We start from the raw sequence: 25,619 nt of genomic DNA on the forward strand, positions 1-25,619 counted from the left end.
GGCGCGGCACCTGGCCGTTCAATCCCGCCCCAGTTCGCGGTTGGCATTGGACTCAATAGCGCTGAGCACGCGATCAAATACCGTGAGATCCTCGGCGCTTACACCGGCCAGAAGACGCTCGCGCGCTTCACCGGCTTTGCGCTCCAGGGCTTCCAGGATTTCTCGACCGGCGGGCGTAAAGCAGATTTCTCGTGCGCGGCGGTCGCTGGCACACGTCTGGCGGCGTATCAATCCCTGCTGCGCCAACTGATCGAGGGTGCGGGACAGGGAGGATAGTTCTATTTCCAGATTCTCTGCGAGCGCCTTCTGGGTGGTTCCTTCTCCCAGTTGTTTCAGCACTACCAGGGCGGTCCAGCGGGACTGGGTAAGCCCCAGGGGCTGCACGGTCAGATCAACCGCAGACCGCCACAACCTATGGATATGGCGCAAACGCAGCCCAATACTTTCCTGGGCTTGGGGACGGGAAGAGGAGTTACTTTGCATGCTAAGTATTTTAGTGGCTAATTAGTTAGCAAAGCAAGTATTTGGCCTGACTTGCAGGTCCCACATAAACCATGATCCGCCACCGACAAGAAGGTGACTGTTGGAAAAAATGATACGGCTGTTTAGTATTCCGGCGCTATCCCGACACTGGGAAGCGGGTGACAAAACAGGCCCCGCTGCAATCTGGCGCCTCGCGTAGCTCGACAGTAGCACGATGGGCGAGGGCGATTTCATGCACGATCGCGAGACCCAGACCACAACCCTCTCCTTCAGCGGTGGGGCGGAAAAAGCGATCGAAAATCTGGGGCCAGTGCTCGCGAGAAATCCCCGCGCCATTATCTTTGACAGTGAATACTACTTCGCCATTATCCCGCGCCAGAGATACCCGGACATAACCACCCGGCTGTACGTAGAGGATCGCATTCTCCACCAGGTTCCACGCCAGCTCACGTAGCAATAAGGCCTCTCCGAGCACCTCGAATGTGTAGCCGGCAAACTCTCTGCGTACCTTCACATTCCTGCTAGCGGCCAGCCCCTGCAAATTCTCTACCACTTCATCCACCACGCTGTGCAGCGCTACCGGCTCCATTTTCAACCCGCGTCCTGAGGCGGCTTCTGCACGGGCGAGTTTCAGCAGCTGGCCGTTGAGGTGTGTCATGGCATCGGTGGTCTGGCAGATACGCTCCAGAGCCCTGTGCACAGAGTGGATGTCCTGATCCCTAAGTGCGAGCTGCGCTTGCAGTTTGATCCCAGCCAACGGAGTTTTTAACTGATGCGCAATATTGCCGATGAATTGCTCGCGGGTACTGAATGCCGTATCCAACCGCTCCAGCAATCGGTTTGTGTTGTCGGTTAAAGTGCGGAATTCCTCTGGCGCAGCGGGTGTTTCGATGGGCGTCAGATCGCGAGAAGATCGACTGGCCAGTTCCTGGCTCAGTTTGACCAACGGCTGAATTCCACGCGACAGTGCAAAGCTGACCACTAGCAGCGCAACCACAAACAACGCCAGCTTGGAGAGCAGTACCTCCACGATCAAAGTCTGAGCGGACGGGATTCTTTTATGCAGTGTTTCCGCCACGCTGACGATGGCGCGGTCTTCCGGAATCTCTCGGTTCGCCAGCACCGTGACGTTTCTCACCCATTGGCCGCCCAGCTCCAGGTTGGTGAACACAGGTCCCTGCTGTAGTTCTGCGATGTCTGTTGTCACCCAGGGATCCGTCCGCCCACCGAGCACCCGGCCATCCAATGTCGCCACCCGGAAGTACACGTCATCGAGCTCGTCCCACTCGAAGACTTCAATGGCCGCCTCGTCGGCATGGAAGACCAGCTCACCATCGCTTTCGCGACGGACTTCCTGCGCGAGAGAGTAGGCAGAATCCAGTAACCATCGGTCAAACACCTGATTGGTCACGTGCAGCCCGATACCGTAAGCCACCAACATTTCGATCAGCAACAGGAAAAACAGTGGCCCACCCACCAGTAGCAACAGAACAGTCTTCAGGCGGTAGGAAGTGTTCAATCGGATTCCTCAAGGACATAGCCGGTACCACGCAAGGTCCGAATGGCAAGTCCCGAGTTGGTCAGGCGACGGCGCAGCCGGTGTATATACACTTCCACCGCGTTGTCACCTACCTCATCACCCTGACGGCTGAGACGCTGCGCCAAGCGGGCTTTTGTGACCACCCGCGGTGCGTTGATCATCAGAGACTCGAGAATCTCGTACTCACGAGCGGGCAGATCCAGTCGTTTTTCGCCTAGTGAAATTGTGCGCTGAAAGGGACTCAGCTGCAGGGTGCCAAGGCGAATTTCATCGGCGGTGAGCTTGTGACTGCGCCGCAGTAACGCTCGTATACGTGCCTCCAATTCCCGCAGGTCAAACGGCTTTTCCATGTAATCGTCAGCCCCCTGATCCAGTGCCTCGACCTGTTGCTCGATACCATCCCGCGCTGTCAGTACCAGCACCGGAATCGGGAGTCGACGGTGACGAATCCGCCGCAGGAGATCGGCTCCATCCATATCCGGGAGCCCTAGATCGAGTATCACCAGATCTATCTCGCTGGCCTGCAGTAATCCATCTGCATATTCGCCATGGGTTGCGTGGAGGACGGAATACTGGGCCTGGGTCAGGGCCTGTAAAAGCCCCTGGGCAAGCAGCGGATCATCTTCAACCAGCAAGATGTTCATAGACTTTGGTCGTGAGCGGTTCAGTTGGTGTTTGGAGGCGTGCAAGCGTACACGAGTTCACCAAATCTTTCCTGACTCTCCATACATTCTTTATTTTACGCCATGAAAGGTTCCTGAAAGTTTGTTCTTGTACTCTCGCCCGACTGGAGGGTGCCACTTGCGCGTTCCGGCCAATAAATACCCTATCCGTTGGTCTGATAAGACCGAGCAGTATTCAGGAGTAATTCGTGATAGACGTGAAGGATCTGAAGCAGGATATCCCTGCCAGTGTGGTGGTGTTTTTTGTGGCTTTGCCACTGTGTCTCGGGGTTGCCCTTGCGTCCGGTGCGCCGCTGTTCTCGGGGCTGATAGCCGGAATTGTCGGCGGTATCGTGGTCGGCGCAATCAGCGGTTCCCGACTGGGGGTTTCGGGACCTGCTGCGGGGCTTACGGTAATCGTCCTTGCTGCAATTGAGACACTCGAGTCATTTCAGGTTTTCCTGCTGGCGGTATTACTCGGCGGACTGCTCCAGATCTTACTGGGCGCGCTGCGCGCGGGGATACTGGGATACTTTTTTCCATCTTCGGTGATCAATGGCATGCTCACCGGCATTGGACTAATCATTGTCCTCAAGCAGATTCCCTACGCATTCGGGTTGGATGAATCGATTTCAATGGTTGAGGAAGGCATGCTCTCTGCTGTGCATCCCGGTGTTCTGATTATTTCCCTGATGTCACTGGCTCTGCTGGTCGCCTGGGAAAGCCCACAGGTGAAACGGCTCAAATGGGTCGGTGCAATTCCCGGTCCTGTGGTAGCGGTGGCCACTGCAGTGGTGTTGGCACTGTTGTTCGCACGCACTGGAGAACTGGAGCTACACGCGTCTCAGCTCGTGAGCGTACCTGTGGCATCCGGTTTTAACGAATTTCTCAGCCTCTTCACGTTGCCGGACTTTACCCAAATCAACAATCCCGCGGTGTGGTCGGTAGCAGTTACCATTGCTGTCGTGGCCAGCCTGGAAACTCTGCTCAGTGTGGAAGCGATCGACAAAATGGACCCGCTCAAACGTACCACACCGACCAATCGGGAGCTGGTGGCACAGGGGGTCGGCAACTCGTTCTCCGGCCTCATTGGTGGCCTTCCGGTCACTCAGGTTATTGTGCGCAGTAGCGTCAATCTGCAGACTGGCGCGCGCTCCAAAGCCTCAACGATCTGCCACGGTATCCTGTTGCTGGTGTGTGTTGCGACGCTACCCACCTGGCTGAATATGATTCCTCTCGGCGTATTAGCTGCGGTACTAATCCTGACCGGTTACAAGCTGGCGAAGCCCGCACTGTTCAAGAAGATGTGGGCGGCGGGTCTGGAACAGTTTCTGCCGTTCGCGATCACGGTGTCGGGCGTTGTATTCACGGATCTTCTGACCGGTGTTGGCCTCGGCATGGCGGCGGCAATTTTTGCGCTGTTGCGCCGTAATTATCTCAACTCACACTTTCTGCATAAAAAGCAGGGGACGGAAGAGGGCAACCGACCCCGCATCAACCTGCGGCTCGCGGAAGAGGTGACTTTTCTCAACAAAGGAGCGATCCGAAAAGAGCTGAGTGAAATTCCGGATAACGCGCATGTGATCCTGGATAAACGCAACTGTGTTTACATGAATCACGATATTGCTGAAACTATCGATGGCTTTATCGCTACCGCAAGTGCCAGGAATATTGAGGTAGAAGTGATCGAACGTCAGGCTGTGGTGCCAATCTGGGAGGAGCGAAACTCCAGGGCTGCCTGACCAGACATCCGGAAAGTTCTCTAGCACAGGGAAGTGCGAACCGAACGCGAGGCGAGATGTTGAAAAACAAAGGAAATCGAAGAGGGAGAGGCTTCTCCTTGCTATCGCGTTGAGTCGGGCTCGGGACTGACGATGTCTTCGATTTTTTCTGTCAGATTGCGCACCATCCGGATATGGGGAATACCGGCTTCCATAAATGGTTCACCATCTACGCTAAAACCGGCTTTCTCATAGAATGGAATCGCATGGCGCTGGGCATTCAGGTAGACGCTTTTCTGACCCTCGGCGCGGGCAAACTTGCAGATAAATTGCAATAATTCCAGCCCGGCGCCAAGGCCTCGTGCCTTTTTCAGGACTGCCATACGGCCGATTTTGCCTTCGCCGGTGATGCGCCCGGTGCCAACCGCTTTGTCACTGTGAAAGACGAGAAAATGCTGGGCGGTTTCCTCGTGCTCATCCCACTCGTCTTCCGGGGAAACCTGCTGTTCGTCAATAAACACTTCCTGGCGGATTTTGCGAATTGCCTTGAAGTCGGTTTGCCAGTCGGCCAATCGTACGAACAATCCCATGATCAGACTTCCTCTTCGTCCCAGTCTGGTTCCGGGTAGATCAGACTGCCCTGGGAAACCAGTTGATCGATCAGCCCATCGGCTGCTTGTAGTTCTGGATGATTTTGCAGATCTCCCAGCTCAATGCAATGGCTGAGACAGAAGGGTTCCGCGAAAAGTAACGGCGCGGGGAACGATTCGCCATCCACGAACAGGGTCTCCGGATCCCGACAGAAAGCACAGCGAGAGCCCGGATTGAGTATCAGGCTACCGCCGTTGGCGAGCTCTTCCCGCCAGTCCTCGGCACCGCCGGCGTCCAGGGCCACGGTATCCGGGTATTTGGCTTCGGTCATGATGGCGCCAAACCACTGTGCGAGATTCTGTGGCTGCTTCAGCCATTCGCGCATTTGCGCCTGGACACGCTCCACACTGGCAGCGTCAATTTCAGCGGGATTTTTTGCCGGCATCAGATCCGGGTCGCTGTAGCGGTAATGATCCGGCAGTCCCATAGCCAGCTCGGCGGCCAGGTCTTCCAGCATGGTGCGGGCGGAGGGCGCCCGGAAACCGATAGAGATGGTGGTGCAACCCCCCTCGGCAATGCCCCAGTGACTGAACTGCGGTGGCAGGTACAGCATGTCTCCCGGTTCCAGTATCCAGCTGCTTTCCGCCTCAAAGTCCCGCAGGATATTCAGCGGCGTGCCTTGCACCCGCGGGCTGCAGGCGTCCGCCTTGGGGCCCAGTTGCCAGCGGCGCTTGCCTTCTGCTTGCAGCAGAAACACATCGTAAAAATCGTAGTGCGGCCCGACGCTGCCCTGATCCGCTGCGTAGCTGATCATGATGTCGTCGAGCCGCCAGTCGGGGATAAAACGGAAACGTTGCTTGAGCGCGGCCACCTCAGGAATCCACTGATCCACTGCCTGAACCAGCAGTGTCCAGTGGCTTTTGGGGAGTGCGAAGAAATCTTGCTCGGTAAACGGACCGGTGCGCAATTGCCAGGGGCCTTCCGTACCGTGCTCCAGGATCAGGCGAGATTCAATCTGCTCCTCCAGCGCCATACCCGCCAGCTCCTCACCGGAAATCGGCGGCTCAAAGTCGGGGAACGCGTTGCGGATCAGTAGCGGCTTCTTTTGCCAGTACTCCCGCAGGAATTCCTCGACGGTAATCTCACCCAGATGGGTCAATGGCGCTGTCACAGTGGATTCAACCTCTACTTCTTCGTTTTTCGCGCAGACAGTCCGTAAACAGGCCGGACTCAGATATTGCGGGTCTGCTCAACAGCGTTGCCAATATAGCTCGCGGGGGTCATTTCCCGCAGTGTCTTTTTGGCGTCTTCCGGTATCTCCAGGCCATCAATGAAGGTAGCAAGTGTTTCTTTGGTAATGCCCTGGCCACGGGTGAGCGCCTTGAGTTTCTCGTAGGGCTCTTCAATGTTGTAACGGCGCATAACCGTCTGGATCGGCTCTGCGAGCACTTCCCAGGCGTTATCGAGATCTTCCGCCAGACGCGCGGGATTGATTTCCAGCTTGCCCAGGCCCTTCAAGGTGGCCGCATACGCGATGACCGCATAACCGGCACCAACCCCCATATTGCGCAACACAGTGGAGTCAGTCAGGTCACGCTGCCAGCGGGAAACCGGCAGTTTGGCCGCCAGATGCTGGAAGATCGCATTGGCGATACCCAGGTTGCCTTCGGAGTTTTCGAAATCGATCGGGTTGACCTTGTGCGGCATGGTGGAGGAGCCCACTTCGCCGGCAACCACCTTCTGCTTGAAGTAACCAAGGGAGATGTAACCCCAAATATCGCGATCAAAATCGATCAGGATGGTATTGAAGCGCGCAATCGCGTCAAAAAGTTCGGCAATGTAATCGTGCGGTTCGATCTGGGTGGTGTAGGGGTTCCAGCTGAGGCCGAGGGAGGAAACGAACTGTTCCGCATTGGCCTGCCAATCCACTTCCGGGTAGGCGGACAGGTGTGCATTGTAGTTGCCCACCGCACCATTGATCTTGCCCAACAGCTCTACTTCGTGGATCTGTCTGATCTGGCGGCGCAGGCGCGCGACCACATTGGCAAACTCTTTACCGACGGTAGTGGGGCTCGCTGTCTGGCCGTGGGTACGCGAGAGCATCGGCACATCGGCAAACTTGTGCGCGAGCGAGGCAACTTCGCTCACGATCTGGTTCATGGCCGGCAGCAATACCTGATCGCGGCCAGCGCGCAGCATCAGCGCGTGAGACAGGTTGTTGATGTCTTCGGAGGTACAGGCAAAGTGAATGAATTCAGTCACTGCTGCGAGTTGTTCATTGCCTTTCACTTTTTCTTTCAGGAAATATTCCACGGCTTTCACGTCGTGGTTAGTAGTGCTTTCGATTTCCTTGATGCGCTCCGCATCCGCAACAGAAAACTGGCTGACGATATCGTCGAGCACCTGATTGCTGTCACCAGTAAAGGGCTGAACCTCGCCAATTTCTTCATGGCGCGCCAGCTGCTGCAGCCAGCGAACTTCCACCTCAACCCGCGCGCGGATCAGGCCGTATTCACTGAAGATATCCCGCAGTGCCGCGGTTTTGCTTTCATAGCGTCCATCAATGGGGGAAACCGCGGTCAGTGCGGATAGCTCGACAGTCATTTTCTCTCTCCGATTTAGAGGGCCAGCCGCGTCCTGTTAGCCCGCGGCAGGTAAAACAATAAGATTGAAATCAGTGCTCTACAGTTTCGTATTTGGAAACGAGCGCATCCATGGCCTGGATCAATTTCTTGCGCTGAAACAGAAGGTGCATCCGGCGGCCACCGAGTTGGCGCCACAAGGTCGCGGAGCGTACGCCGGCAAACAGCATGGTGCGGATCTGGCTGGCAATGCGTTCCTGCTGAAGGTAATTGAAGTCACCCAGTACCTGAATGCGAAAACGGAACGTACTCAGCGTGTCGCTGTAAATGCTGGCCAGGTTGGCAAATACATTTTCGTGACCGACCCCAAAGTGCTGGGCTTGAACCTGAGCCTTTTCCAGGCGGCTGCCAATAATGGAAAGTAAATCCGGCTTCTTCGCCAGTTGCCGCTGCAAATAGAGAATGGAAAGCACGTAGCGCAGGCAGTCGGTGTACTCGGGATGCTGTCGGGTTGCCAGCAGCTGGCGTGCGCCACGCAAACCGGGCAGTACTTTCTCTACCCCGCCATAGACATCTTCGGTAGTTTCCGGGTTCTGTTGAAACAGGCTGTAAACCCCCGTCTCCAGTTGCTCTGCTGGTGCGGTGCCGGTTTTCGCCAGCCGCTCTACCAGAATTGCCGCTTGGAATACGCCAGCCAGCGCCAGTCCCTGATCTCGCCAGTTACTCAATTATCGCTCCCTGTAGTGCTGCGGGGTTGAGCCTCAGTCAGGCCAATGCCTGTAGCCTCGTCAATAACGGCGCCACCAAGACAGACATCGCCGCGGTAAATCACCACAGACTGCCCCGGGGTTACCGCCCGCTGCGGTTCGTCGAATGCAATCTCCAGGCTACCATCTGCCTTCACGGTTATCTCGCAGTCCTGATCGGCCTGGCGATAACGGGTCTTTGCGGCAGCACGGAATTTTTCTGCCGGCGCCTCGCCGTTAATCCAGTGCGTCTGGGAGGCATTGAGTCCCGTGGAGTAGAGCAGGGGATGGTGCTTGCCCTGGGCGACCAGTAAGACATTACGCTCCAGGTCTTTGCCTACAACGTACCATGGTTGATCGCCCGCGCCTTTCACGCCGCCAATCCCCAACCCCTGACGCTGGCCGATCGTGTGGTACATCAGACCCGCGTGCTCACCCATCACTTCACCGTCCGGGGTCTGCATCTCACCGGGTTGGGCCGGCAGGTATTGCTCGAGAAAATCCTTGAAACGGCGTTCGCCAATAAAACAGATACCGGTGCTGTCTTTTTTTGTGGATGTCACGAACCCGTTCTCTTCTGCGATCCGGCGCACTTCCGGCTTCTCCAGTTCACCCAGCGGGAACAGGGAGCGGGCAAACTCTGCTTCGCCCACAGCGTGCAGGAAATAACTCTGGTCTTTGTTGTTGTCCAGGCCTTTCTGCAGGTAGGTGCGGCCGCCTTCGTCGAGGCGCCGGGCATAGTGGCCGGTGGCAATCAGTTCCGCCCCCAGCATACTGGCGTATTCAAGGAAGACTTTAAACTTGATTTCACGGTTGCAGAGGATGTCCGGGTTCGGCGTCCGCCCGGCCTTGTACTCCGCCAGGAAGTATTCGAAAACGTTGTCCCAGTATTCCGCAGCGAAATTGGCGGTATGCAGTTTGATCCCCAGGCGCTCACAGACGGCCTCGGCGTCGGCCAGGTCCTGCTTGGCGGTGCAGTACTCAGTGCCGTCATCTTCGTCCCAGTTCTTCATGAACAGGCCTTCCACCTGATAGCCCTGCTGCATCAGCAGCAGAGCAGCGACAGAAGAGTCTACGCCGCCGGACATGCCAACGATCACGCGCTGAGAGTCTGAACTGTCGACGGCCTTGGCGCTGGGGCCCTGGCCGGTGGTCGAGGTCTGGGTCATTGGGTGTTCCGATTGAGTGTTCCGAAAAGGCTCCGATATCCCCGCGCCCCGGTCAGGGCGGGCGAATATCATCTACCGGTACAAAAATGGGGGCGCATTTTACCCGTGAAAGGGGCCTGTGACCAATTCACGCACTTGCGCCGATTTTTCCCTGTCTCGTCAGTCAGTCGTGCAGCCTCAAATCTCCACGATGACGCCAAATTCTCCCTATAGCCTAGACGTTACCAGCGATGCAACGCTTTCAGCGTTCATGTGGCTTTCCCACGGGACAGCAGGAACCCAACAAGTCGGAGAAAGCCCGCCTTCCAGTTACCGACGCGGCTTGCGCGGCGGCCTGGGATCGGTATGCGCTTTCCCTCTGGCACCAGCGTCCCCGCTTTTCCTGGCTGCTGAACGGCGCATCTTTTTGTGTCGCGGCGGTGCTTTGGGCAAATGAACCGATGTCCGTCGCTTTTGCCCCGGCTCCAATCCATCCAGAGACCAGTTGCCTATGGCATAGCGCACCAGCCTCAGAGTGGGGAAGCCAACGGCGGCGGTCATTCTACGCACCTGTCGATTGCGCCCCTCGCGAATCGTCAGCGCAATCCAACTGGTGGGAATATTGCGACGCTCCCGAATCGGCGGATTGCGCGGCCAGATAGACGGTGACGCCAGCCGGTTTGCCTGCGCCGGCGCGGTTTTACCGTCTTTCAGCAATATACCGCGCCGCAGGCGTTCCAGCGCCTCATCGGTAATTTCTCCCTCTACCTGCGCCCAGTACGTTTTGGGCAGTTTGTTGCGCGGGTGGGCAATCTGATGCTGTAGCTGACCATCATTGGTGAGTAAAAGCAGCCCCTCCGAGTCGTGGTCAAGTCGGCCGGCGGCATAAAACCCGGAGTCGTCGATATGGTCGGCGAGGGTGGGGCGGCCGTCGGGATCGGTAAACTGGCTGAGCACACCATAGGGCTTGTTGAACAGGATCAGATCGCTCATTGAATCGTCAGGCTAGAGATGAGGTTGTAAGGAAACTACAAAAACAGACGGATGCTGATATAATCCCGCCGATTTTTAAGCCGGTCCAGCGCAAGCAACGGCGCTCGCAATGGGCTGCACCCCTACCGGCAGTAGATGAATCGGCATATTATGCCGATTTTTCGCTCAAAAAGCCGGACATTTAGTCAAAGAGTTACGGGAGTCAACTTACATGGGTCATATCCAAGTGCCGGCAAACGGCGAAAAAGTCACAGTCAACGCAGATGGTTCTCTGAACGTACCGAACACCCCGATTATTCCTTTCATCGAAGGTGACGGTATCGGCGTGGATATCACCCCGGTAATGCGCAAAGTGATCGACGCTGCGGTCAACAAGGCCTACAACGGTGAAAAGTCCATCTCCTGGATGGAAATCTACTGTGGCGAGAAAGCAGCAGAAACCTACAGTGGCGACTGGTTCCCGGCAGAAACCCTGGAAGCGATCAAGGACTATGTAGTCAGCATTAAAGGCCCGCTGACCACCCCGGTAGGCGGCGGCTTCCGCTCCCTGAACGTAGCCCTGCGTCAGGAGCTGGATCTGTACGTCTGCCAGCGCCCGGTACGCTGGTTCACCGGTGTGCCCACTCCGGTCAAGAAGCCGAACGAAGTAGACATGGTGATCTTCCGTGAAAACTCTGAAGACATCTACGCTGGTATCGAGTGGAAAGCAGACACCGATGAAGCGAAAAAAGTCATCAAGTTCCTGACAGAAGAGATGGGCGTCAAGAACATCCGCTTCCCCGAAAACTGCGGTATCGGTGTCAAGCCGGTTTCTGCCGAAGGCACCAAGCGCCTGGTGCGCAAGGCAATCCAGTACGCCGTAGATCAGGATCGCGATTCCGTAACCCTGGTCCACAAGGGCAACATCATGAAGTTCACCGAAGGCGCCTTTGCCGACTGGGGTTACGAGCTGGCTCGCGAAGAGTTCGGCGCGCAACCGCTGGACGGTGGCCCTTGGCACAGCTTCAAGAACCCGAACACCGGTAAAGAGATCATCATCAAAGACGTGATTGCCGACGCCATGCTGCAGCAGGTTCTGCTGCGTCCGGCCGAGTACGACGTAATCGCCACCCTGAACCTGAATGGTGACTACCTGTCAGACGCGCTGGCAGCGCAGGTTGGTGGTATCGGTATCGCTCCGGGAGCCAACCTGTCCGACAACGTCGCACTGTTTGAAGCCACCCATGGTACTGCGCCGAAGTACGCGGGTCAGGATAAGGTGAACCCGGGTTCCCTGATCCTGTCCGCAGAAATGATGCTGCGTCACCTGGGCTGGAACGAAGCCGCCGACCTGGTTATCAAGGCAATGGAAGGCGCGATCGCGTCCAAAACCGTGACCTACGATTTCGAGCGCCTGATGGACGGTGCAGAGCTGAAATCCTGCTCTGAGTTCGGTGACGAAATGATCAAGCACATGGCCTGATTATTTAGTACCGAACAGTACTGACAAAAGCCCCGCATCGAAAGATGTGGGGCTTTTTTTTGGGAGCGGTTTAATGAAAGCTGGTTTATCGGGGCGACACCCCTGAAGGCAAGCGGTACCATCGTGCTAGTCAGTAGGCGAGAGGAGTGGGTAACCGCGGCTGACCGCAGCGTCAGAAAAGGTTCTGGATAACCGGGTGCGAACCTGCCTGCAGGGTGCGCGGCCGCGGCTTAGAACCGGATGCTGCTTTCCGGCATCCGGTGCACAGGCGTGATCAATCCAGTGCTTCTTCCGTCTCCCGCGAATGGGCGACCTCGCGTTGAGGGGCGGATTTTCGCGGGGAGTCTGCGACTTCAGAGACAATGTTCGCTGCGTGGAACCCCTTGTCTCCTTGAATGATGTCAAAACTGACCTGCTGACCTGCTTTCAGGGTGCGGTAACCTTCCATCTGGATGGCAGAATAGTGCGCAAACAGATCCTCTCCACCCTCATCGGCCAGAATGAATCCGTACCCCTTGGCATTATTGAACCATTTAACGGTACCGGTAGGCATGGCGAAATCCCTCTAATTGCCGGGGCGACTGCTTGCCGCCTGAAATTTGTCTTATTTATTGTTATCGCGCTTCATGCGCTCAATTTATCTGCACAACTTCTTATGTCTGTTGTGCACGTGACGAGCGTGTCACAACCGCGATGGCGCGGTTACTACCTCTTGTAGCCAAGACCCTTGCCATTGTCAAGGGGATCCGATTCAGCGGACTGCGCTTCCTGGGCAATGAGGTTACAATGCGCCTTCTATTGAATTCCAACCGGCACACTGCCTTCAGACTGAACGTCCTGTGGATGCGGTTGCCTGAGCATAAATATGATTGATGAGCGCTATGGGAAAATTACAGACCATTAAACTACACTCGAACCAAGACGAGGGAGGGGATGACTTCCACTTTGGTGGCCCGGAAGGTGATACGGCGCTCGCTGAAGCCAAGCCACAACTCAAACGCCCTTCAATGTACAAGGTGGTCATGCTCAATGATGACTACACGCCCATGGAATTTGTTGTGGAAGCCCTGGAGTTATTCTTTTATGTCAACAGGGAACGCGCCACTCAGTTGATGTTACAGGTGCATACAAAGGGAAAAGCGGTCTGCGGTGTCTATACTCGAGATATAGCGGAGACAAAGGCCGCACAGGTTAACCAGTTTGCACGGGATAACGAGCACCCGCTGCTCTGCGAAATTGAAGCTGCTGAAGACGACGAAAAAGGCGAGGAGGGTTAATTCATCAGTTCCGCTGCCTGAACCTGTCAGGCGCGACGTTCCCACCCGGCGATGCCGGTGATAAATCACGAATACCACGCGGCGGCACGCGCGGTTGACATTGACCAGAATGTTTGAGGTTTAGATGCTCAGCAAGGATTTAGAGGTAACGCTCAATCTAGCGTTCAAAGGTGCACGGGCGAAACGCCACGAGTTTATGACCGTGGAACACCTTTTGCTGGCGCTGCTGGACAATGAATCAGCTGCGGACGTACTGCATGCCTGTGGAGCTGACCTGAGCGCCCTGCGACGCGAGCTTCTCGAGTTCGTTGACTCGACCACCCCATTGATCCCCGAGAATGACTCAGAGCGGGAAACCCAGCCTACACTCGGATTCCAGCGCGTGCTGCAGCGGGCCGTTTTCCACGTCCAGTCTTCCGGCAAGAAAGAAGTGACCGGAGCCAACGTTCTCGTTGCAATCTTCTGCGAGCAGGAAAGCCAGGCGGTTTACTACCTGAAGCAGCAGAGCGTGGCGCGTATCGATGTAGTCAATTACATCACCCATGGCATCTCCCGGGTCAGCTCTTCTGGCGGGCACAATACCAACAGCAATCCAGATCCATCGCCAGATCAGGTAGATGAAGAGCTCGGCACCACCTCCGAACCCGGCGGGTCCGACCCGCTGGAAAGCTACGCCACCAATCTCAACCAGGAAGCCATCCTCGGTCGTATTGACCCGCTGGTGGGGCGCGCCCCGGAAGTGGAGCGTGTCACTCAGGTGCTGGCGCGTCGCCGCAAGAACAACCCACTGCTGGTGGGCGAGTCCGGCGTCGGTAAAACCGCGATTGCAGAGGGGCTGGCACGCCGTATTGTGGATGGAGAAGTGCCCGAACCGCTGAAAGAAAGTACCATTTACTCCCTGGATCTGGGCTCGCTGCTCGCCGGCACCAAATACCGCGGCGACTTCGAGAAGCGCTTCAAGGCGTTGCTGGCAGAGCTTAAAAAGCGCGAACACGCCGTGCTGTTTATCGACGAAATTCACACCATCATCGGCGCCGGCGCGGCTTCCGGTGGCGTCATGGATGCTTCCAATCTGCTGAAACCGCTGCTTTCCAGCGGACAGATGCGCTGTATCGGCTCCACCACATTTAACGAATATCGCGGCATTTTCGAGAAAGATCGCGCGCTATCCCGTCGTTTCCAGAAAATTGATGTCAACGAGCCCTCTGTTGAGGAGACCGTGCAAATCCTGCAGGGGCTGAAGTCCTGCTTTGAGGATCACCACAAGGTGCGCTATACGGATTCGGCACTGGAGGCTGCAGCCAATCTCTCCAGCCGTCATATCACCGAGCGCTTCCTGCCAGACAAGGCGATTGATGTGATCGATGAGGCCGGCGCCTACCAAGCACTGCTGCCGATTGATCAGCGCACGGACACCATTTCTGTGACTGAAATTGAAAATGTTGTCGCAAAAATGGCTCGGATTCCTACCAAGAGTGTTTCCGCATCCGACAAGGCCCAGCTGGCGAAGCTGGACGACAACCTGAAGATGGTCGTGTTCGGTCAGGATAAGGCCATCAGTGCACTGAGCACCTCCATCAAGCTCGCCCGTGCCGGTCTCGGTGCCGAAGAAAAGCCCATCGGTTCTTTCCTGTTTGCCGGCCCCACAGGTGTCGGTAAAACGGAGCTGTGCCGTCAACTCTCCCAGGTGATGGGAGTTGAGCTGATTCGCTTCGATATGTCGGAATATATGGAACGCCACACAGTCTCTCGCCTGATCGGTGCACCGCCGGGGTACGTCGGGTTTGATCAGGGCGGCCTGCTTACGGACGCGGTGACCAAGCACCCCCACAGTGTGGTGCTGCTGGATGAAATCGAGAAGGCGCACCCAGAGGTTTTCAACCTGCTGCTGCAGGTGATGGATCACGGTACGCTTACCGACAACAATGGTCGCAAAGCGGACTTCCGCAATGTCATCCTGATCATGACGACAAATGCCGGTGCGGAAGTCATGAGCCGCCGCTCCATCGGGTTTGCTTCACAGGACCACAGCACGGACGGCATGGAAGAGATCAAGAAAATGTTTACCCCGGAATTCCGCAACCGCCTGGACAGCATCATCCAGTTCGGCTCGCTGGGTATCGATGTGGTCAAAACCGTGGTGGACAAATTTATCGTCGAGCTGCAGTCACAGCTGGATGAGTCCGGGGTAACCCTGGAAGTGGACGATGAAGCCCGTGAATGGCTGGCCGTACACGGTTATGATGAGAAAATGGGCGCTCGCCCGATGGCGCGCCTGATCCGCGAAAAGCTGCGCAAACCTCTGGCAGAAGCGGTACTGTTTGGTGATTTGTCAGAAGAGGGGGGCCGCGTCGAGGTCACCATCGAGAACGACGAGTTGCAAATCAATACGGCGGTACCTGCACTGCACTGAAGATGACGCGCTCAACCCCGAAGCCCGTCAGATACAAGAAAGCCACCCAATGGGTGGCTTTCTTGTATTCGGTCCCGATTTTTCTGCTGTCTGCACTATCGGTGGGCACTGGGCGATAGAGGGCAGCGCAAAAATGCGAGCGCTCCTGGCTGATCGGTGTTTGATCAGCGGGCCCGGTAGGTGATGCGGCCCTTGGTGAGGTCGTAGGGAGTCAGCTCAACCTTGACCTTGTCACCCGTCAGGATACGGATGTAGTTCTTGCGCATCTTTCCGGAGATGTGCGCGATTACCACATGTCCGTTTTCCAGCTTCACGCGAAATGTGGTGTTCGGCAGGGTGTCGATCACCTCACCTTCCATTTCAATGTAATCGTCTTTTGCCATGCGGCAGCAACCTTTGCTTGAATGAGTACTTTGCTTCTCCGCCCAAACCCTTCAGAAACAGGGTCGGCGGTACGACGGGCGAGCATTTTGCACGAAAAGTTGCCGATCGCCAAGTAAAACGGCCTCTCAGCTACGGCGACCGCAATTGGGGTCGAGAAACGCCTGCGGCCGGGCCCAGGAAGAGTATGGACGAAGTCGGAAAGAACGCTCAGTCAGACCGCAACCCCCAGCGATTCCCCTGTAAAAGCTCGACAGGCTGAAACTGAGTTTTGTAGGCCATCTTCTGGCAGCTTTCTATCCAGTAGCCGAGATAAAGACTGGGAAGGCCCAGTCGTCTTGCCCACTCAATCTGATAAAGAATGGCGTAACTGCCCAGGCTGCGCTTTTCCTCTTCCGGCTCGAAATAAGTGTAAATAGCCGAGATACCACCGCTCAGCACGTCAGTGACTGCTGTGGCCAGCAAGCGTCCACGGTGGCGGAACTCGAGATAGCGGGTGGTTCCCCAGGGGTTATTGAGGAAACTCTGGAACTGCTCCCTACTGGGAGGGTACATCTCGCCATCGGCATGCCGCTGCTCAATATACCGCGCGTACAGTGCATAGTGCTCATCGGTATCGATGCGCCGCTCGTGCAGCACATCAATATCGCGGTTACGTTTCCAGCTCCGGCGCTGGTTGCGATTGGGAACGAAAAGCTCCACGGGGATGCGCGCCGGAACGCAGGCCTGGCAATGAGTACACTGGGGACGATAGAGGTACTGACCGCTGCGACGAAACCCGAGCTCGGACAACCGGCTGTAGAGCCGCTGATCCACGGGTATCTGGGGATCGACAAAAACCGTGGTTGCTTCCCGGTCTTCCAGATAGCCACAGGGATGGGGCAGGGTGGCCAACAGCCGGACAGCATCCAATTGGGAATACTTGCTCACGGGACGTTTCAGCCTCCTGCTCAACGAGATGGTTATGCCACGGGGCGACAGCCCAGCTGCGGTGGCGAGTATGCCATCAAGAGTAATCTGCGATCTCCAGCGGCACCAAATTTCCCGTCAAAACCCATTCCATCACGGCCTGCGCCGTCACCACACTGGGCACTGCACTACTGGAGATCGCATTTTCAAACACTGTATTCCAGGACTTCGGGCCAGGGGTTGTCTAGCGCTGGCATTTCTACACCCGCCGCCAATCGCCGCTCAAATTCACTTCGCGATATTTCTATGGCGCCCAGGCTGAGCAGGTGGGGGTTGCTGACCTGGCAGTCCACCAGCTCGCAGCCCCAGTCCGCCAGCTGTCGCACCAGATGCACAAAGGCCACCTTGGACGCGTCGGTAGCGCGGTGAAACATCGATTCTCCGAAAAAAACTCGCCCGATGGCAAGGCCGTAGAGCCCACCTACCAGAACATCATCCTGCCAGACTTCCACGGAGTGCGCGAACCCGAGTGCATGCATGGTGATGTACGCCTCGCGCATCTCATCGGTGATCCAGGTACCCGGCCCATCTGCTCTGGGGGCGGCGCAGGCATCGATCACCGCTTCAAACGCGCGATCACAGGTTACGGAATAGGTACCACGTCGAATACGCTTGCGCAGGCTTCGGCTGACCGGCAACTCTGTAGGAATGACAACGCAGCGGGGATCCGGGCTCCACCACAAGACGGGCTGATCATCAGAAAACCAGGGAAATATTCCGCGGCGATAGGCCGCAAGCAGCCATTCCGGCGTCAGGTCGCCCCCCACTGCCAGCAGACCGTCGGGATCGGCCAGGGCACGACTGGTATCGGGAAACTCGACCTGAAGCGGGTCCAGCAGCGTCAGAACGGGTTCGGTGGTACTTGTCATAACGTGATTAAAACGCCATATCCGGTTGCAGACCAGCCCATTTTTGACCGGCCCACACGGAGAGTGAGCTTGTCTGGTCCTGAAACAGAGACAAAAAAGGCGACCATCTGGCCGCCTTTCTGTTCCGGATCTGGATCGGTGGATCTGGATCGGTAGAAGAGATTACTGGGCGTCCAGGAAGCGCTCCGCGTCCAGTGCCGCCATACAGCCGGTACCGGCAGAGGTTACCGCCTGGCGGTAGATATGGTCAGACACATCGCCCGCGGCGAAGACACCGGGTACAGAGGTCTGGGTGGCGTTACCGTTGAGGCCGCTCTCCACCAGAATGTAACCACCGTTCATTTCCAGCTGCCCTTCAAAGATATCGGTGTTGGGCTTGTGGCCGATAGCAATGAACACACCGGCAGTATCGAGATCTTCCGTGGTGTCATCCTGTACATTGCGCAGACGAACACCGGTTACACCGTTGTCATCACCCAGTACTTCTTCCAGGGTGTTGTGCCAGCGCACATTGATGTTGCCGTTTTCCACCTTATCCATCAGGCGCTGCTGCAGGATCTTCTCCGCGCGCAATTCATCGCGGCGGTGGACCAGAGTCACTTCACTGGCGATGTTGGACAGGTACAGCGCTTCTTCAACGGCGGTATTGCCGCCGCCGACCACGACTACCTTCTGATCGCGATAGAAAAAACCGTCACAGGTGGCACATGCGCTCACGCCGCGCCCCTGGAAGGCTTCTTCTGACGGCAGGCCCAGATACTGGGCGGATGCACCAGTGGCAATGATCAGGGAATCGCAAGTATAAGTTTCATTACCCTTGAGGGTGAAAGGGCGGTTCTTCAGATCCACTTCATGGATATGATCGAACAGGATCTGGGTTTCGAAACGCTCGGCATGTTGCTGCATTTGCACCATCAGATCCGGACCCTGCAGATCCGAGACGCCACCCGGCCAGTTTTCCACCTCGGTGGTAGTGGTGAGCTGACCACCCTGCTGCATGCCGGTAATCACAACCGGGTTCAGGTTGGCACGGGCTGCGTAAATGGCTGCGGTGTAACCGGCGGGGCCGGAACCGAGAATGATCAGGCGATGATGGTTGCTCATTAGCGGACTCACATTAACTTCTGGTTTCTGTTGATCTCAGGTTTACAGTGGCAGCCACTCCAGTCAGTAGCCAATCTTGGTGGCCACTTTGCGCGCAGCAGCTGAGAATACTGACCCACCGTAAAATTGCGGCCAATGATAGGGGATGCCACAGACGTGACCAAATAGTTTGGTTTAATTTATATCATTGGGCGTCTTTATAGGATTCAAAAATAAGCAGCCTGCGCCCTTATCGCACCACCATCTCACCATCAGGGCTTTACCGGCAAGGCATCCGTGCGGGCAACCAGGGTGAGTAGCCGGTTTAGAGAAACCTCGACAAATCTCACATACAACATTAGATAATAACTGTAAGATACTGTTTAAGAAGGAAAAATACGGATTTAAAGTAATTTCTATTCTGGCCTCGCGGTGGCAATTGCCCCCGGCCTGTAGTACACAGTCAAAATTCGTTCCGCCTCTGATGAGAGCGATCGGCCTGGCCTCCAGAGGCGCGCCGACAAACACCCCGACAAACACCCCGACAACAATAGCTTGAGGTAAGCCATTGAAGGCTGACAGCGAAGCCGAAGCGGCAAATGCGATTCCAGACTCCCTGATAGCCCGGATCATTCGAGAGGGCGCCTTGATTGCGTTGCTCGCAGGCGCGCTCCTTATGGGTATCAGCCTGCTGAGTTACAGCCCCAATGATCCCGGGTGGTCGCATACTGGCAGTGGCGCCGAGATTGAAAACGCCATCGGCCCCACCGGCGCCTGGTTGGCTGATGTCTGTCTATCGCTGCTGGGATGGATGGCGTACCTGTTCCCGATTTTGATCGGGTGGCGTGCCGTGCGGATCCTGCGGGATCGCAATGCGCGTTTTCATGCGCCGTTATTTGCGCTTCGACTGGCGGGGCTTGCATTGTTGATGGTTGCAGGGGCTGCGATCGCGACCCTCTGTTTTGCCCACGCTGACAATCCATTGCCATTTTCCAATGGTGGCATCATCGGCGCGGCCGTCTCTTCTCAGGCAGAAATCGGGCTCGGCTATGTCGGAGCCACCATCCTGTTACTGGCACTGTTCGCCATCGGTGTCACCGTATTTACCGGGATGTCGTGGCTGAAGCTGTTCGAAGATATCGGCCGCAGCGTGCTGGCCGTGTTCAGCTGGATCGGCGCGCGCCTTGCCCGTGCCCGCAAGGCCAGAGAAGAGAAGCGGGTAGCCCATGAAGCCGTCGTCGTGCGCAAGGCTGCCATCGAAGAAGAGAAGCAACGCACCGCCAAGCGCGAGCCGCCCAAGATTGCGCCCACCGTCAAACCGCCGAAACCCAGTACGCGGGCGGCGAAAGAGAAGCAGGGGCAACTGTTTAAGGAGCCGGTGACCGGCAGCCTGCCAGCACTGTCGTTGCTGGACCCGTCGGACCCCGATAAAAAGGCGGGTTTTTCCAGGGAATCCCTCGAGGCCCTGTCGAAGCTGCTGGAACTCAAGCTCAAAGATTTTGGCGTGGTTGCGGAGGTGGTCTCGGTGTTGCCCGGGCCCGTGGTCACCCGCTTTGAAATTCAGCCGGCGCCCGGGGTGAAGGTCAGCAGGATTACCAATCTTGCCAAGGACCTGGCCCGCTCACTGGCGGTGATCAGTGTGCGGGTAGTTGAGGTGATTCCCGGCAAGTCCGTGGTCGGTATCGAAATCCCCAATGAAAACCGCCAGATGGTCCGCCTGTCCGAAGTGCTCGGAGCGGAAGTCTATGACAAAGCCGGCTCTCCGCTGACCCTGGCGCTGGGCCACGATATTTCCGGTCAGCCGGTGGTGGCCGACCTCGCCAAGATGCCGCACCTGCTCGTCGCCGGTACCACAGGCTCCGGTAAGTCCGTGGGTATCAACGTGATGCTGTTGAGCCTGCTGTACAAGTCCACCCCGGAAGAGGTGCGACTGATCCTGGTTGACCCGAAAATGCTGGAGCTGTCGGTTTACGAGGGCATTCCACATCTGCTGACCCCCGTAATCACCGATATGAACGATGCCGCCAACGGCCTGCGCTGGTGCGTGGGTGAGATGGAGCGTCGCTATAAGCTGATGGCGGCGATGGGTGTGCGCAACCTCGCCGGCTTCAACCGCAAGGTGAAGGAGGCCAAGGCCAAAGGGGAACCATTGACGGACCCGATCTGGCAGCCGGACCCCATGTCCAGCGTACCGGAGGCGGAACAGACTGCACCACACCTCGAGCCGCTGCCCGCCATCGTCGTCGTGATCGATGAATTTGCCGATATGATGATGATCGTCGGCAAGAAGGTAGAACAGCTGATCGCCCGAATCGCGCAGAAGGCGCGGGCGGCGGGCATCCACCTGCTGCTGGCCACCCAGCGCCCGTCGGTGGATGTGATCACCGGCCTGATCAAGGCGAACGTGCCGACCCGGATGGCGTTCCAGGTCTCCTCCAAAGTCGACTCACGCACCATTTTGGACCAAGGGGGGGCCGAGCAGCTCCTCGGACACGGCGACATGCTATATCTGCCGCCGGGTACAGCGGTGCCCGTAAGGGTGCACGGCGCCTTTGTGGATGACCATGAAGTGCACCAGGTTGTGGCAGACTGGGCCCGCCGCGGAGAACCGGACTTTATCGATGGCATCATCGACGATTCCAACAACAGCATTCCCGTACCCGGCATGAGCACGGAAGGGGGCGAGGACGATCCGGAAACCGATGCGTTGTACGACGAGGCTGTCGCATTTGTGACCAAATCCAGAAAAGCCTCCATTTCCTCCGTGCAGCGCCAGTTGCGGATCGGCTACAATCGCGCCGCCCGCATGATCGAAGCCATGGAGGCCGCCGGCGTGGTATCGGCCCAACAGGCCAACGGCAATCGCGAAGTCCTGGCACCGCCGCCGGCATAGGCGCAGGGCGTTTGAATTTCCTCAAGGGTTCAGCCTGAGTTCACCTGACGACGACTAGGCTTAATGGACAATCCCGCAAACTGGAAGGCCAATATGAAACGCACTCTCAGCCTGCTCTTGATCACATTGGGTTTTGGATTTGGCGCTGCCGGCGCCAGCGCGGACGCCAGTGATGAGCTGAGCCGCCTGCTGCAGCCCCTGAGTTCCATTTCCGGCGGTTTTCGCCAGACACTGAAAGATGAGAGGGGCAAGGTACTGCAGAAGAGCAGCGGCAACTTCTCGGTACAGCGGCCCGGCAAGCTGCGCTGGAAAACCGGCGAACCTTTTTCCCAGCTGCTGGTGACCAACAACAAGAAGTTGTGGCTGTACGACCCGGACCTGGAACAAGTCACCGTGCGCCCGGTGGACAGCCGCATGAAGGAAACCCCCGCGCTGCTGCTGGGTGGCAAGGTGGAGGATATCCGCGGTTCATTCAATGTAGAAAGCAAGAAAGGGGCCTACTACCTGACGCCGAAACGCGCCTCTGCGCCGTTCAAATCCATGGTCATCCGCTTCGATAACCGTGGGCTGCCGTCTGCCATGACCGTACGTGACGGTATGGGACAGACCACAGATATCCAGTTCGGCAGTATGACCGCGAACCCGCGACTGTCGTCCGCCATGTTCAATTTCAAGCCGCCAAAAGGTACCGACATCATCCGCGATGAGTGATCTGTTTCAACAGCCGCCACGGCATCAACCCCTGGCCGCGCGTATGCGGCCACAGACTCTGGCCCACTATGTGGGCCAGACGCATTTATTGGGCCCGGGAAAACCATTGAGAGAAGCCGTGGAACGGGGCCAGTTGCACTCCATGGTGCTCTGGGGGCCGCCGGGCGTGGGTAAGACCACGTTCGCGCGCCTGCTCGCCGAGGAGTGCGATGCGCGGTTTTCCACACTCTCTGCGGTACTTGCCGGGGTCAAAGAGATCCGCCAGGCAGTAGCCGAGGCCGAGCAGCACCGCGCCCAGTTCGGTCGCGGTACCATCCTGTTTGTGGATGAGGTACACCGCTTCAACAAATCGCAACAGGATGCCTTCTTACCGTATGTGGAAGAGGGCACCGTCACCTTTGTCGGCGCCACCACAGAGAATCCCTCCTTCGAGCTCAATAACGCGCTACTGTCTCGCTGTCGGGTCTATCTGCTGCGCAGCCTAAGTCAGCAGGAGCTGGCAGGCCTACTGACCCGGGCAATGCAGGAGGACCCGGAACTCAAGGCCCGCAATATCGAGATGGCCCCGGAGATTCTGGAAAAAATCACCCTCAGCGCCGACGGCGATGCCCGCAGCGCACTCAACCTGCTGGAAATCGCCTGCGATCTCTCCCGGGAAGCCGGCGGCCGCCAGGTGGTGGACGAGGCGGTACTAGCAGAAGTGCTCACCGCCGATGTGCGCCGTTTCGATAAAGGCGGTGATCATTTCTACGATCAGATTTCCGCGCTGCATAAATCCGTGCGCGGCTCTGATCCAGACGCAGCGCTGTACTGGTTTGCGCGCATGATTGACGGTGGTTGTGATCCGCTGTATATCGCCCGTCGCGCCGTGCGTATGGCCAGTGAAGATATCGGCAATGCCGATCCGCGGGCGATGGAGATAGCCCTAAATGCCTGGGATGTGCAGGAGCGCCTGGGCAGCCCGGAAGGGGAGTTGGCGATCGCCCAGGCGATCACCTATCTCGCCATCGCCGCCAAGAGCAACGCCGTGTACAGCGCCTACAAGCGCGCACTGGCAGACGTGCGCCGCGAGCCCAGTCACGAGGTGCCGATCCATCTGCGCAATGCTCCCACCAAACTCGCCAAGGAAATGGCCCACGGCGCCGAGTACCGCTATGCCCACGACGAACCGGAAGGGTTCGCTGCAGGGGAAAACTATTTTCCCGAAGCCATTGCCGGGCGACGCTACTACCATCCGGTCAACCGGGGGCTGGAAACGAAAATTGAAGACAAGTTGCGGCATTTGCGGGCGCTGAATGAAGCCAGTCCTCAACAGCGCTATGCGCCCGACAAATCGCGTCAAAGCTCGTAAACAAATCACCGCGTAGAGTTACTGGAAGAATAAACTGGACAGAGAATAACAAGGAATTTCCCATGCAATGGCTTGCTATCGCCTTTGGCGGTGCCATTGGTGCGCTGCTTCGGCACCTCATCACCATCTGGAGTCACCCGGTGTTTGAAGGCCGCTTTCCGCTGGGCACCCTGATTGTCAATGTCACCGGCTCTTTTCTGATCGGTATCTCCTACGTCGCCATCGTGCAGCGTGGACTGCTCGGTGAGGAGTGGCGATTGATGATCATGACTGGCCTGTTCGGCGCCCTGACCACATTCTCGACCTTCTCGCTGGACACAGTACTGTTGTGGCACAATGGCCAACCTTTAACGGCGCTGACCAACATTCTGGTCAGCCTCCTGGCGTGTCTCGCCGCCACCGCTGTGGCCGTCACGCTGGGCATGAAATATCTGTAAATCGGTAATCAATAAACCATGCTCGACCCAAAACTGATTCGAACACAACTCGACCAGGTGGCAGCGGCGCTGACCAAGCGCGGCATGCAGCTGGATACCACCAAGCTGGAGCAGCTCGAGGAGCGCCGCAAAGAATTGCAGGTGCGTACCGAGTCCCTGCAGAGTGAGCGCAACACCAAATCCAAGAACATTGGCCGCGCCAAGGCCAATGGTGAAGATATCGCGCCGCTGTTGAAAGAAGTGGAATCACTGGGTGGCCAGCTATCGGAAGCCAAGCAGGCGCTGAGCGAGCTGCAGCAGGAACTGGACGATATTCTGCTGTCGATCCCCAACCTTCCGGACGAATCCGTCCCCGAAGGTAAGGATGAAGACGATAACGTGGAAGTTCGCACCTGGGGCGAACCGCGTAAATTCGATTTTGAAGTGCGCGACCACGTCGACCTGGGCGCAGCCCTGGATGGCGGCCTGGACTTTGAAGTAGCGGCGAAGTTGACCGGCTCCCGTTTCGCGGTGATGAGCGGACAGGTGGCGCGCCTGCACCGCGCATTGGCACAGTTCATGCTTGACCTTCACACACAAGAGCACGGCTATCGAGAAGCCAACGTGCCGGTCATAGTCAATAGCGATTCCCTGTACGGAACCTCTCAGCTGCCCAAGTTTGCCGAGGATCTGTTCAAACTGGAGGACGAGCGTAATTTCTACCTCATCCCCACAGCAGAAGTACCGCTGACAAACCTGTACCGCGATGAGATCGTCGAAAACGCCGAGTCTCTGCCGCACAAGTTTGCCAGCCACACCAACTGTTTTCGCTCAGAGGCCGGCTCGCACGGGCGCGATACCCGCGGCATGATCCGTCAGCACCAGTTCGAAAAGGTGGAGCTGGTGTGGTTTGCCCGCCCCGACCAATCGATAGACGCGCTCGAACAGCTCACCAGCCATGCAGAAAACGTGCTGCAGAAGCTGGAGCTGCCGTATCGCACGGTGATTCTGTGTGGTGGGGACATGGGTTTTGGTGCAACCAAAACCTACGACCTGGAAGTGTGGATTCCGTCTCAGGAAAAATACCGGGAAATTTCTTCCTGCTCCCTGATGGGCGACTTCCAGGCGCGGCGTATGAAGGCCCGCTGGCGCAACCCGGAAACCGGTAAGCCAGAGCTGCTGCACACCCTGAACGGGTCTGGTCTGGCAGTGGGCCGTACGCTGATTGCGGTACTGGAAAATTACCAACAGGCCGATGGTAGTATCGAGGTACCGGAAGTACTGCGCTCGTATATGGGGGGCGCATCCAAGATCGGCTCGTAGTATTG

23 protein-coding genes are annotated in these 25,619 nt (G+C 57.2%); 9 read left to right on the forward strand and 14 right to left on the reverse strand.

Translation table 11 applies throughout. From position 1 onward, the window contains the following. Positions 1-18 precede the first annotated feature (18 nt). The 3 genes from LPW13_RS07025 to LPW13_RS07035 form a co-directional block, all read right to left on the reverse strand. Complete coding sequence (locus tag LPW13_RS07025; protein WP_230438733.1) at positions 19-483, reverse strand: MarR family transcriptional regulator; 465 nt, start codon at positions 481-483, stop codon at positions 19-21. Positions 484-619: 136 nt separating this feature from the next. Next, positions 620-2,002 carry a sensor histidine kinase gene (locus tag LPW13_RS07030; protein ID WP_230438734.1) on the reverse strand — a complete coding sequence of 461 codons (1,383 nt, stop codon included), beginning with the start codon at positions 2,000-2,002 and terminating at the stop codon, positions 620-622. After that, positions 1,999-2,667, reverse strand: coding sequence for a response regulator (locus LPW13_RS07035; RefSeq protein WP_230438735.1), 669 nt, complete (start codon positions 2,665-2,667; stop codon positions 1,999-2,001). Before LPW13_RS07035 ends, LPW13_RS07030 begins: the two co-directional genes overlap by 4 nt. A gap of 227 nt (positions 2,668-2,894) precedes the next feature. On the opposite strand from LPW13_RS07035, the gene LPW13_RS07040 reads away from it, so the two are divergent. Further along, positions 2,895-4,427 (forward strand): SulP family inorganic anion transporter, encoded by a 1,533-nt coding sequence (locus LPW13_RS07040; RefSeq protein WP_230438736.1) that lies wholly within the window; start codon positions 2,895-2,897, stop codon positions 4,425-4,427. Between the two features lie 101 nt (positions 4,428-4,528). Here LPW13_RS07040 and LPW13_RS07045 read toward each other — a convergent pair whose 3' ends face one another. The 6 genes from LPW13_RS07045 to LPW13_RS07070 all read right to left on the reverse strand — a co-directional run bounded on the left by LPW13_RS07045 (position 4,529) and on the right by LPW13_RS07070 (position 10,466). Continuing rightward, entirely contained in the window at positions 4,529-4,996 is a 468-nt protein-coding gene (locus tag LPW13_RS07045) for a GNAT family N-acetyltransferase (protein ID WP_230438737.1), read from the reverse strand. A gap of 2 nt (positions 4,997-4,998) precedes the next feature. Continuing rightward, the gene (locus LPW13_RS07050) at positions 4,999-6,168 is read right to left on the reverse strand and encodes a cupin domain-containing protein (protein WP_230438738.1); all 1,170 of its coding nucleotides are present in this window, start codon (positions 6,166-6,168) and stop codon (positions 4,999-5,001) included. Between the two features lie 59 nt (positions 6,169-6,227). Next, positions 6,228-7,601, reverse strand: a complete 1,374-nt coding sequence (gene purB, locus LPW13_RS07055) for an adenylosuccinate lyase (RefSeq protein WP_230438739.1) — start codon at positions 7,599-7,601, stop codon at positions 6,228-6,230. Between the two features lie 70 nt (positions 7,602-7,671). After that, positions 7,672-8,307, reverse strand: a complete 636-nt coding sequence (gene hflD / locus LPW13_RS07060; RefSeq protein ID WP_230438740.1) for a high frequency lysogenization protein HflD — start codon at positions 8,305-8,307, stop codon at positions 7,672-7,674. Then, positions 8,304-9,494: a tRNA 2-thiouridine(34) synthase MnmA gene (gene mnmA, locus LPW13_RS07065; protein ID WP_268932687.1), complete on the reverse strand. Its 1,191-nt coding sequence runs from the start codon at positions 9,492-9,494 to the stop codon at positions 8,304-8,306. The genes hflD and mnmA overlap by 4 nt, the downstream gene beginning before the upstream one ends. A 309-nt stretch (positions 9,495-9,803) precedes the next feature. Continuing rightward, positions 9,804-10,466: a pseudouridine synthase gene (locus LPW13_RS07070; protein ID WP_230438741.1), complete on the reverse strand. Its 663-nt coding sequence runs from the start codon at positions 10,464-10,466 to the stop codon at positions 9,804-9,806. A 211-nt stretch (positions 10,467-10,677) separates the two neighbouring features. Between LPW13_RS07070 and icd the strand changes: the two genes are divergently transcribed. Beyond that, positions 10,678-11,928, forward strand: a complete 1,251-nt coding sequence (icd, locus tag LPW13_RS07075; RefSeq protein ID WP_230438742.1) for an NADP-dependent isocitrate dehydrogenase — start codon at positions 10,678-10,680, stop codon at positions 11,926-11,928. A gap of 274 nt (positions 11,929-12,202) precedes the next feature. On the opposite strand, the gene cspD is transcribed toward icd, so the two are convergent. After that, positions 12,203-12,481, reverse strand: a complete 279-nt coding sequence (cspD, locus tag LPW13_RS07080; RefSeq protein ID WP_277611181.1) for a cold shock domain-containing protein CspD — start codon at positions 12,479-12,481, stop codon at positions 12,203-12,205. 328 nt (positions 12,482-12,809) lie between these two features. Here cspD and clpS point away from each other — a divergent pair, with 328 nt between their 5' ends. Together clpS and clpA are read left to right on the forward strand one after the other, a co-directional pair. Next, entirely contained in the window at positions 12,810-13,205 is a 396-nt protein-coding gene (clpS, locus tag LPW13_RS07085) for an ATP-dependent Clp protease adapter ClpS (RefSeq protein WP_230438743.1), read from the forward strand. A gap of 124 nt (positions 13,206-13,329) precedes the next feature. Next, positions 13,330-15,618: an ATP-dependent Clp protease ATP-binding subunit ClpA gene (gene clpA / locus LPW13_RS07090; RefSeq protein WP_230438744.1), complete on the forward strand. Its 2,289-nt coding sequence runs from the start codon at positions 13,330-13,332 to the stop codon at positions 15,616-15,618. 164 nt (positions 15,619-15,782) lie between these two features. On the opposite strand, the gene infA is transcribed toward clpA, so the two are convergent. From infA to trxB, 4 genes are all read right to left on the reverse strand, one after another. Beyond that, complete coding sequence (infA, locus tag LPW13_RS07095) at positions 15,783-16,001, reverse strand: translation initiation factor IF-1 (protein WP_067081888.1); 219 nt, start codon at positions 15,999-16,001, stop codon at positions 15,783-15,785. Between the two features lie 208 nt (positions 16,002-16,209). After that, complete coding sequence (locus LPW13_RS07100; RefSeq protein WP_230438745.1) at positions 16,210-16,929, reverse strand: arginyltransferase; 720 nt, start codon at positions 16,927-16,929, stop codon at positions 16,210-16,212. A 185-nt stretch (positions 16,930-17,114) separates the two neighbouring features. After that, a complete protein-coding gene (gene aat / locus LPW13_RS07105) occupies positions 17,115-17,837 on the reverse strand; it encodes a leucyl/phenylalanyl-tRNA--protein transferase (protein ID WP_230438746.1) in 723 nt (240 codons plus the stop codon). A gap of 162 nt (positions 17,838-17,999) precedes the next feature. Then, positions 18,000-18,941 carry a thioredoxin-disulfide reductase gene (trxB, locus tag LPW13_RS07110; RefSeq protein ID WP_230438747.1) on the reverse strand — a complete coding sequence of 314 codons (942 nt, stop codon included), beginning with the start codon at positions 18,939-18,941 and terminating at the stop codon, positions 18,000-18,002. 547 nt (positions 18,942-19,488) lie between these two features. Here trxB and LPW13_RS07115 point away from each other — a divergent pair. The 5 genes from LPW13_RS07115 (at position 19,489) to serS (ending at position 25,614) form a co-directional block, all read left to right on the forward strand. Continuing rightward, a complete protein-coding gene (locus tag LPW13_RS07115; RefSeq protein ID WP_230438748.1) occupies positions 19,489-21,813 on the forward strand; it encodes a DNA translocase FtsK in 2,325 nt (774 codons plus the stop codon). Positions 21,814-21,906: 93 nt separating this feature from the next. Next, positions 21,907-22,524 (forward strand): outer membrane lipoprotein chaperone LolA, encoded by a 618-nt coding sequence (gene lolA / locus LPW13_RS07120; RefSeq protein ID WP_230438749.1) that lies wholly within the window; start codon positions 21,907-21,909, stop codon positions 22,522-22,524. Then, a complete protein-coding gene (locus LPW13_RS07125) occupies positions 22,517-23,875 on the forward strand; it encodes a replication-associated recombination protein A (RefSeq protein ID WP_230438750.1) in 1,359 nt (452 codons plus the stop codon). The genes lolA and LPW13_RS07125 overlap by 8 nt, the downstream gene beginning before the upstream one ends. A 62-nt stretch (positions 23,876-23,937) precedes the next feature. After that, positions 23,938-24,312 carry a fluoride efflux transporter CrcB gene (gene crcB / locus LPW13_RS07130; RefSeq protein WP_230438751.1) on the forward strand — a complete coding sequence of 125 codons (375 nt, stop codon included), beginning with the start codon at positions 23,938-23,940 and terminating at the stop codon, positions 24,310-24,312. Between the two features lie 18 nt (positions 24,313-24,330). Then, complete coding sequence (gene serS / locus LPW13_RS07135) at positions 24,331-25,614, forward strand: serine--tRNA ligase (RefSeq protein ID WP_230438752.1); 1,284 nt, start codon at positions 24,331-24,333, stop codon at positions 25,612-25,614. Positions 25,615-25,619 lie beyond the last annotated feature (5 nt).

Origin of the sequence: Microbulbifer celer (assembly GCF_020991125.1) — a bacterium.
GTDB lineage: Bacteria > Pseudomonadota > Gammaproteobacteria > Pseudomonadales > Cellvibrionaceae > Microbulbifer > Microbulbifer celer.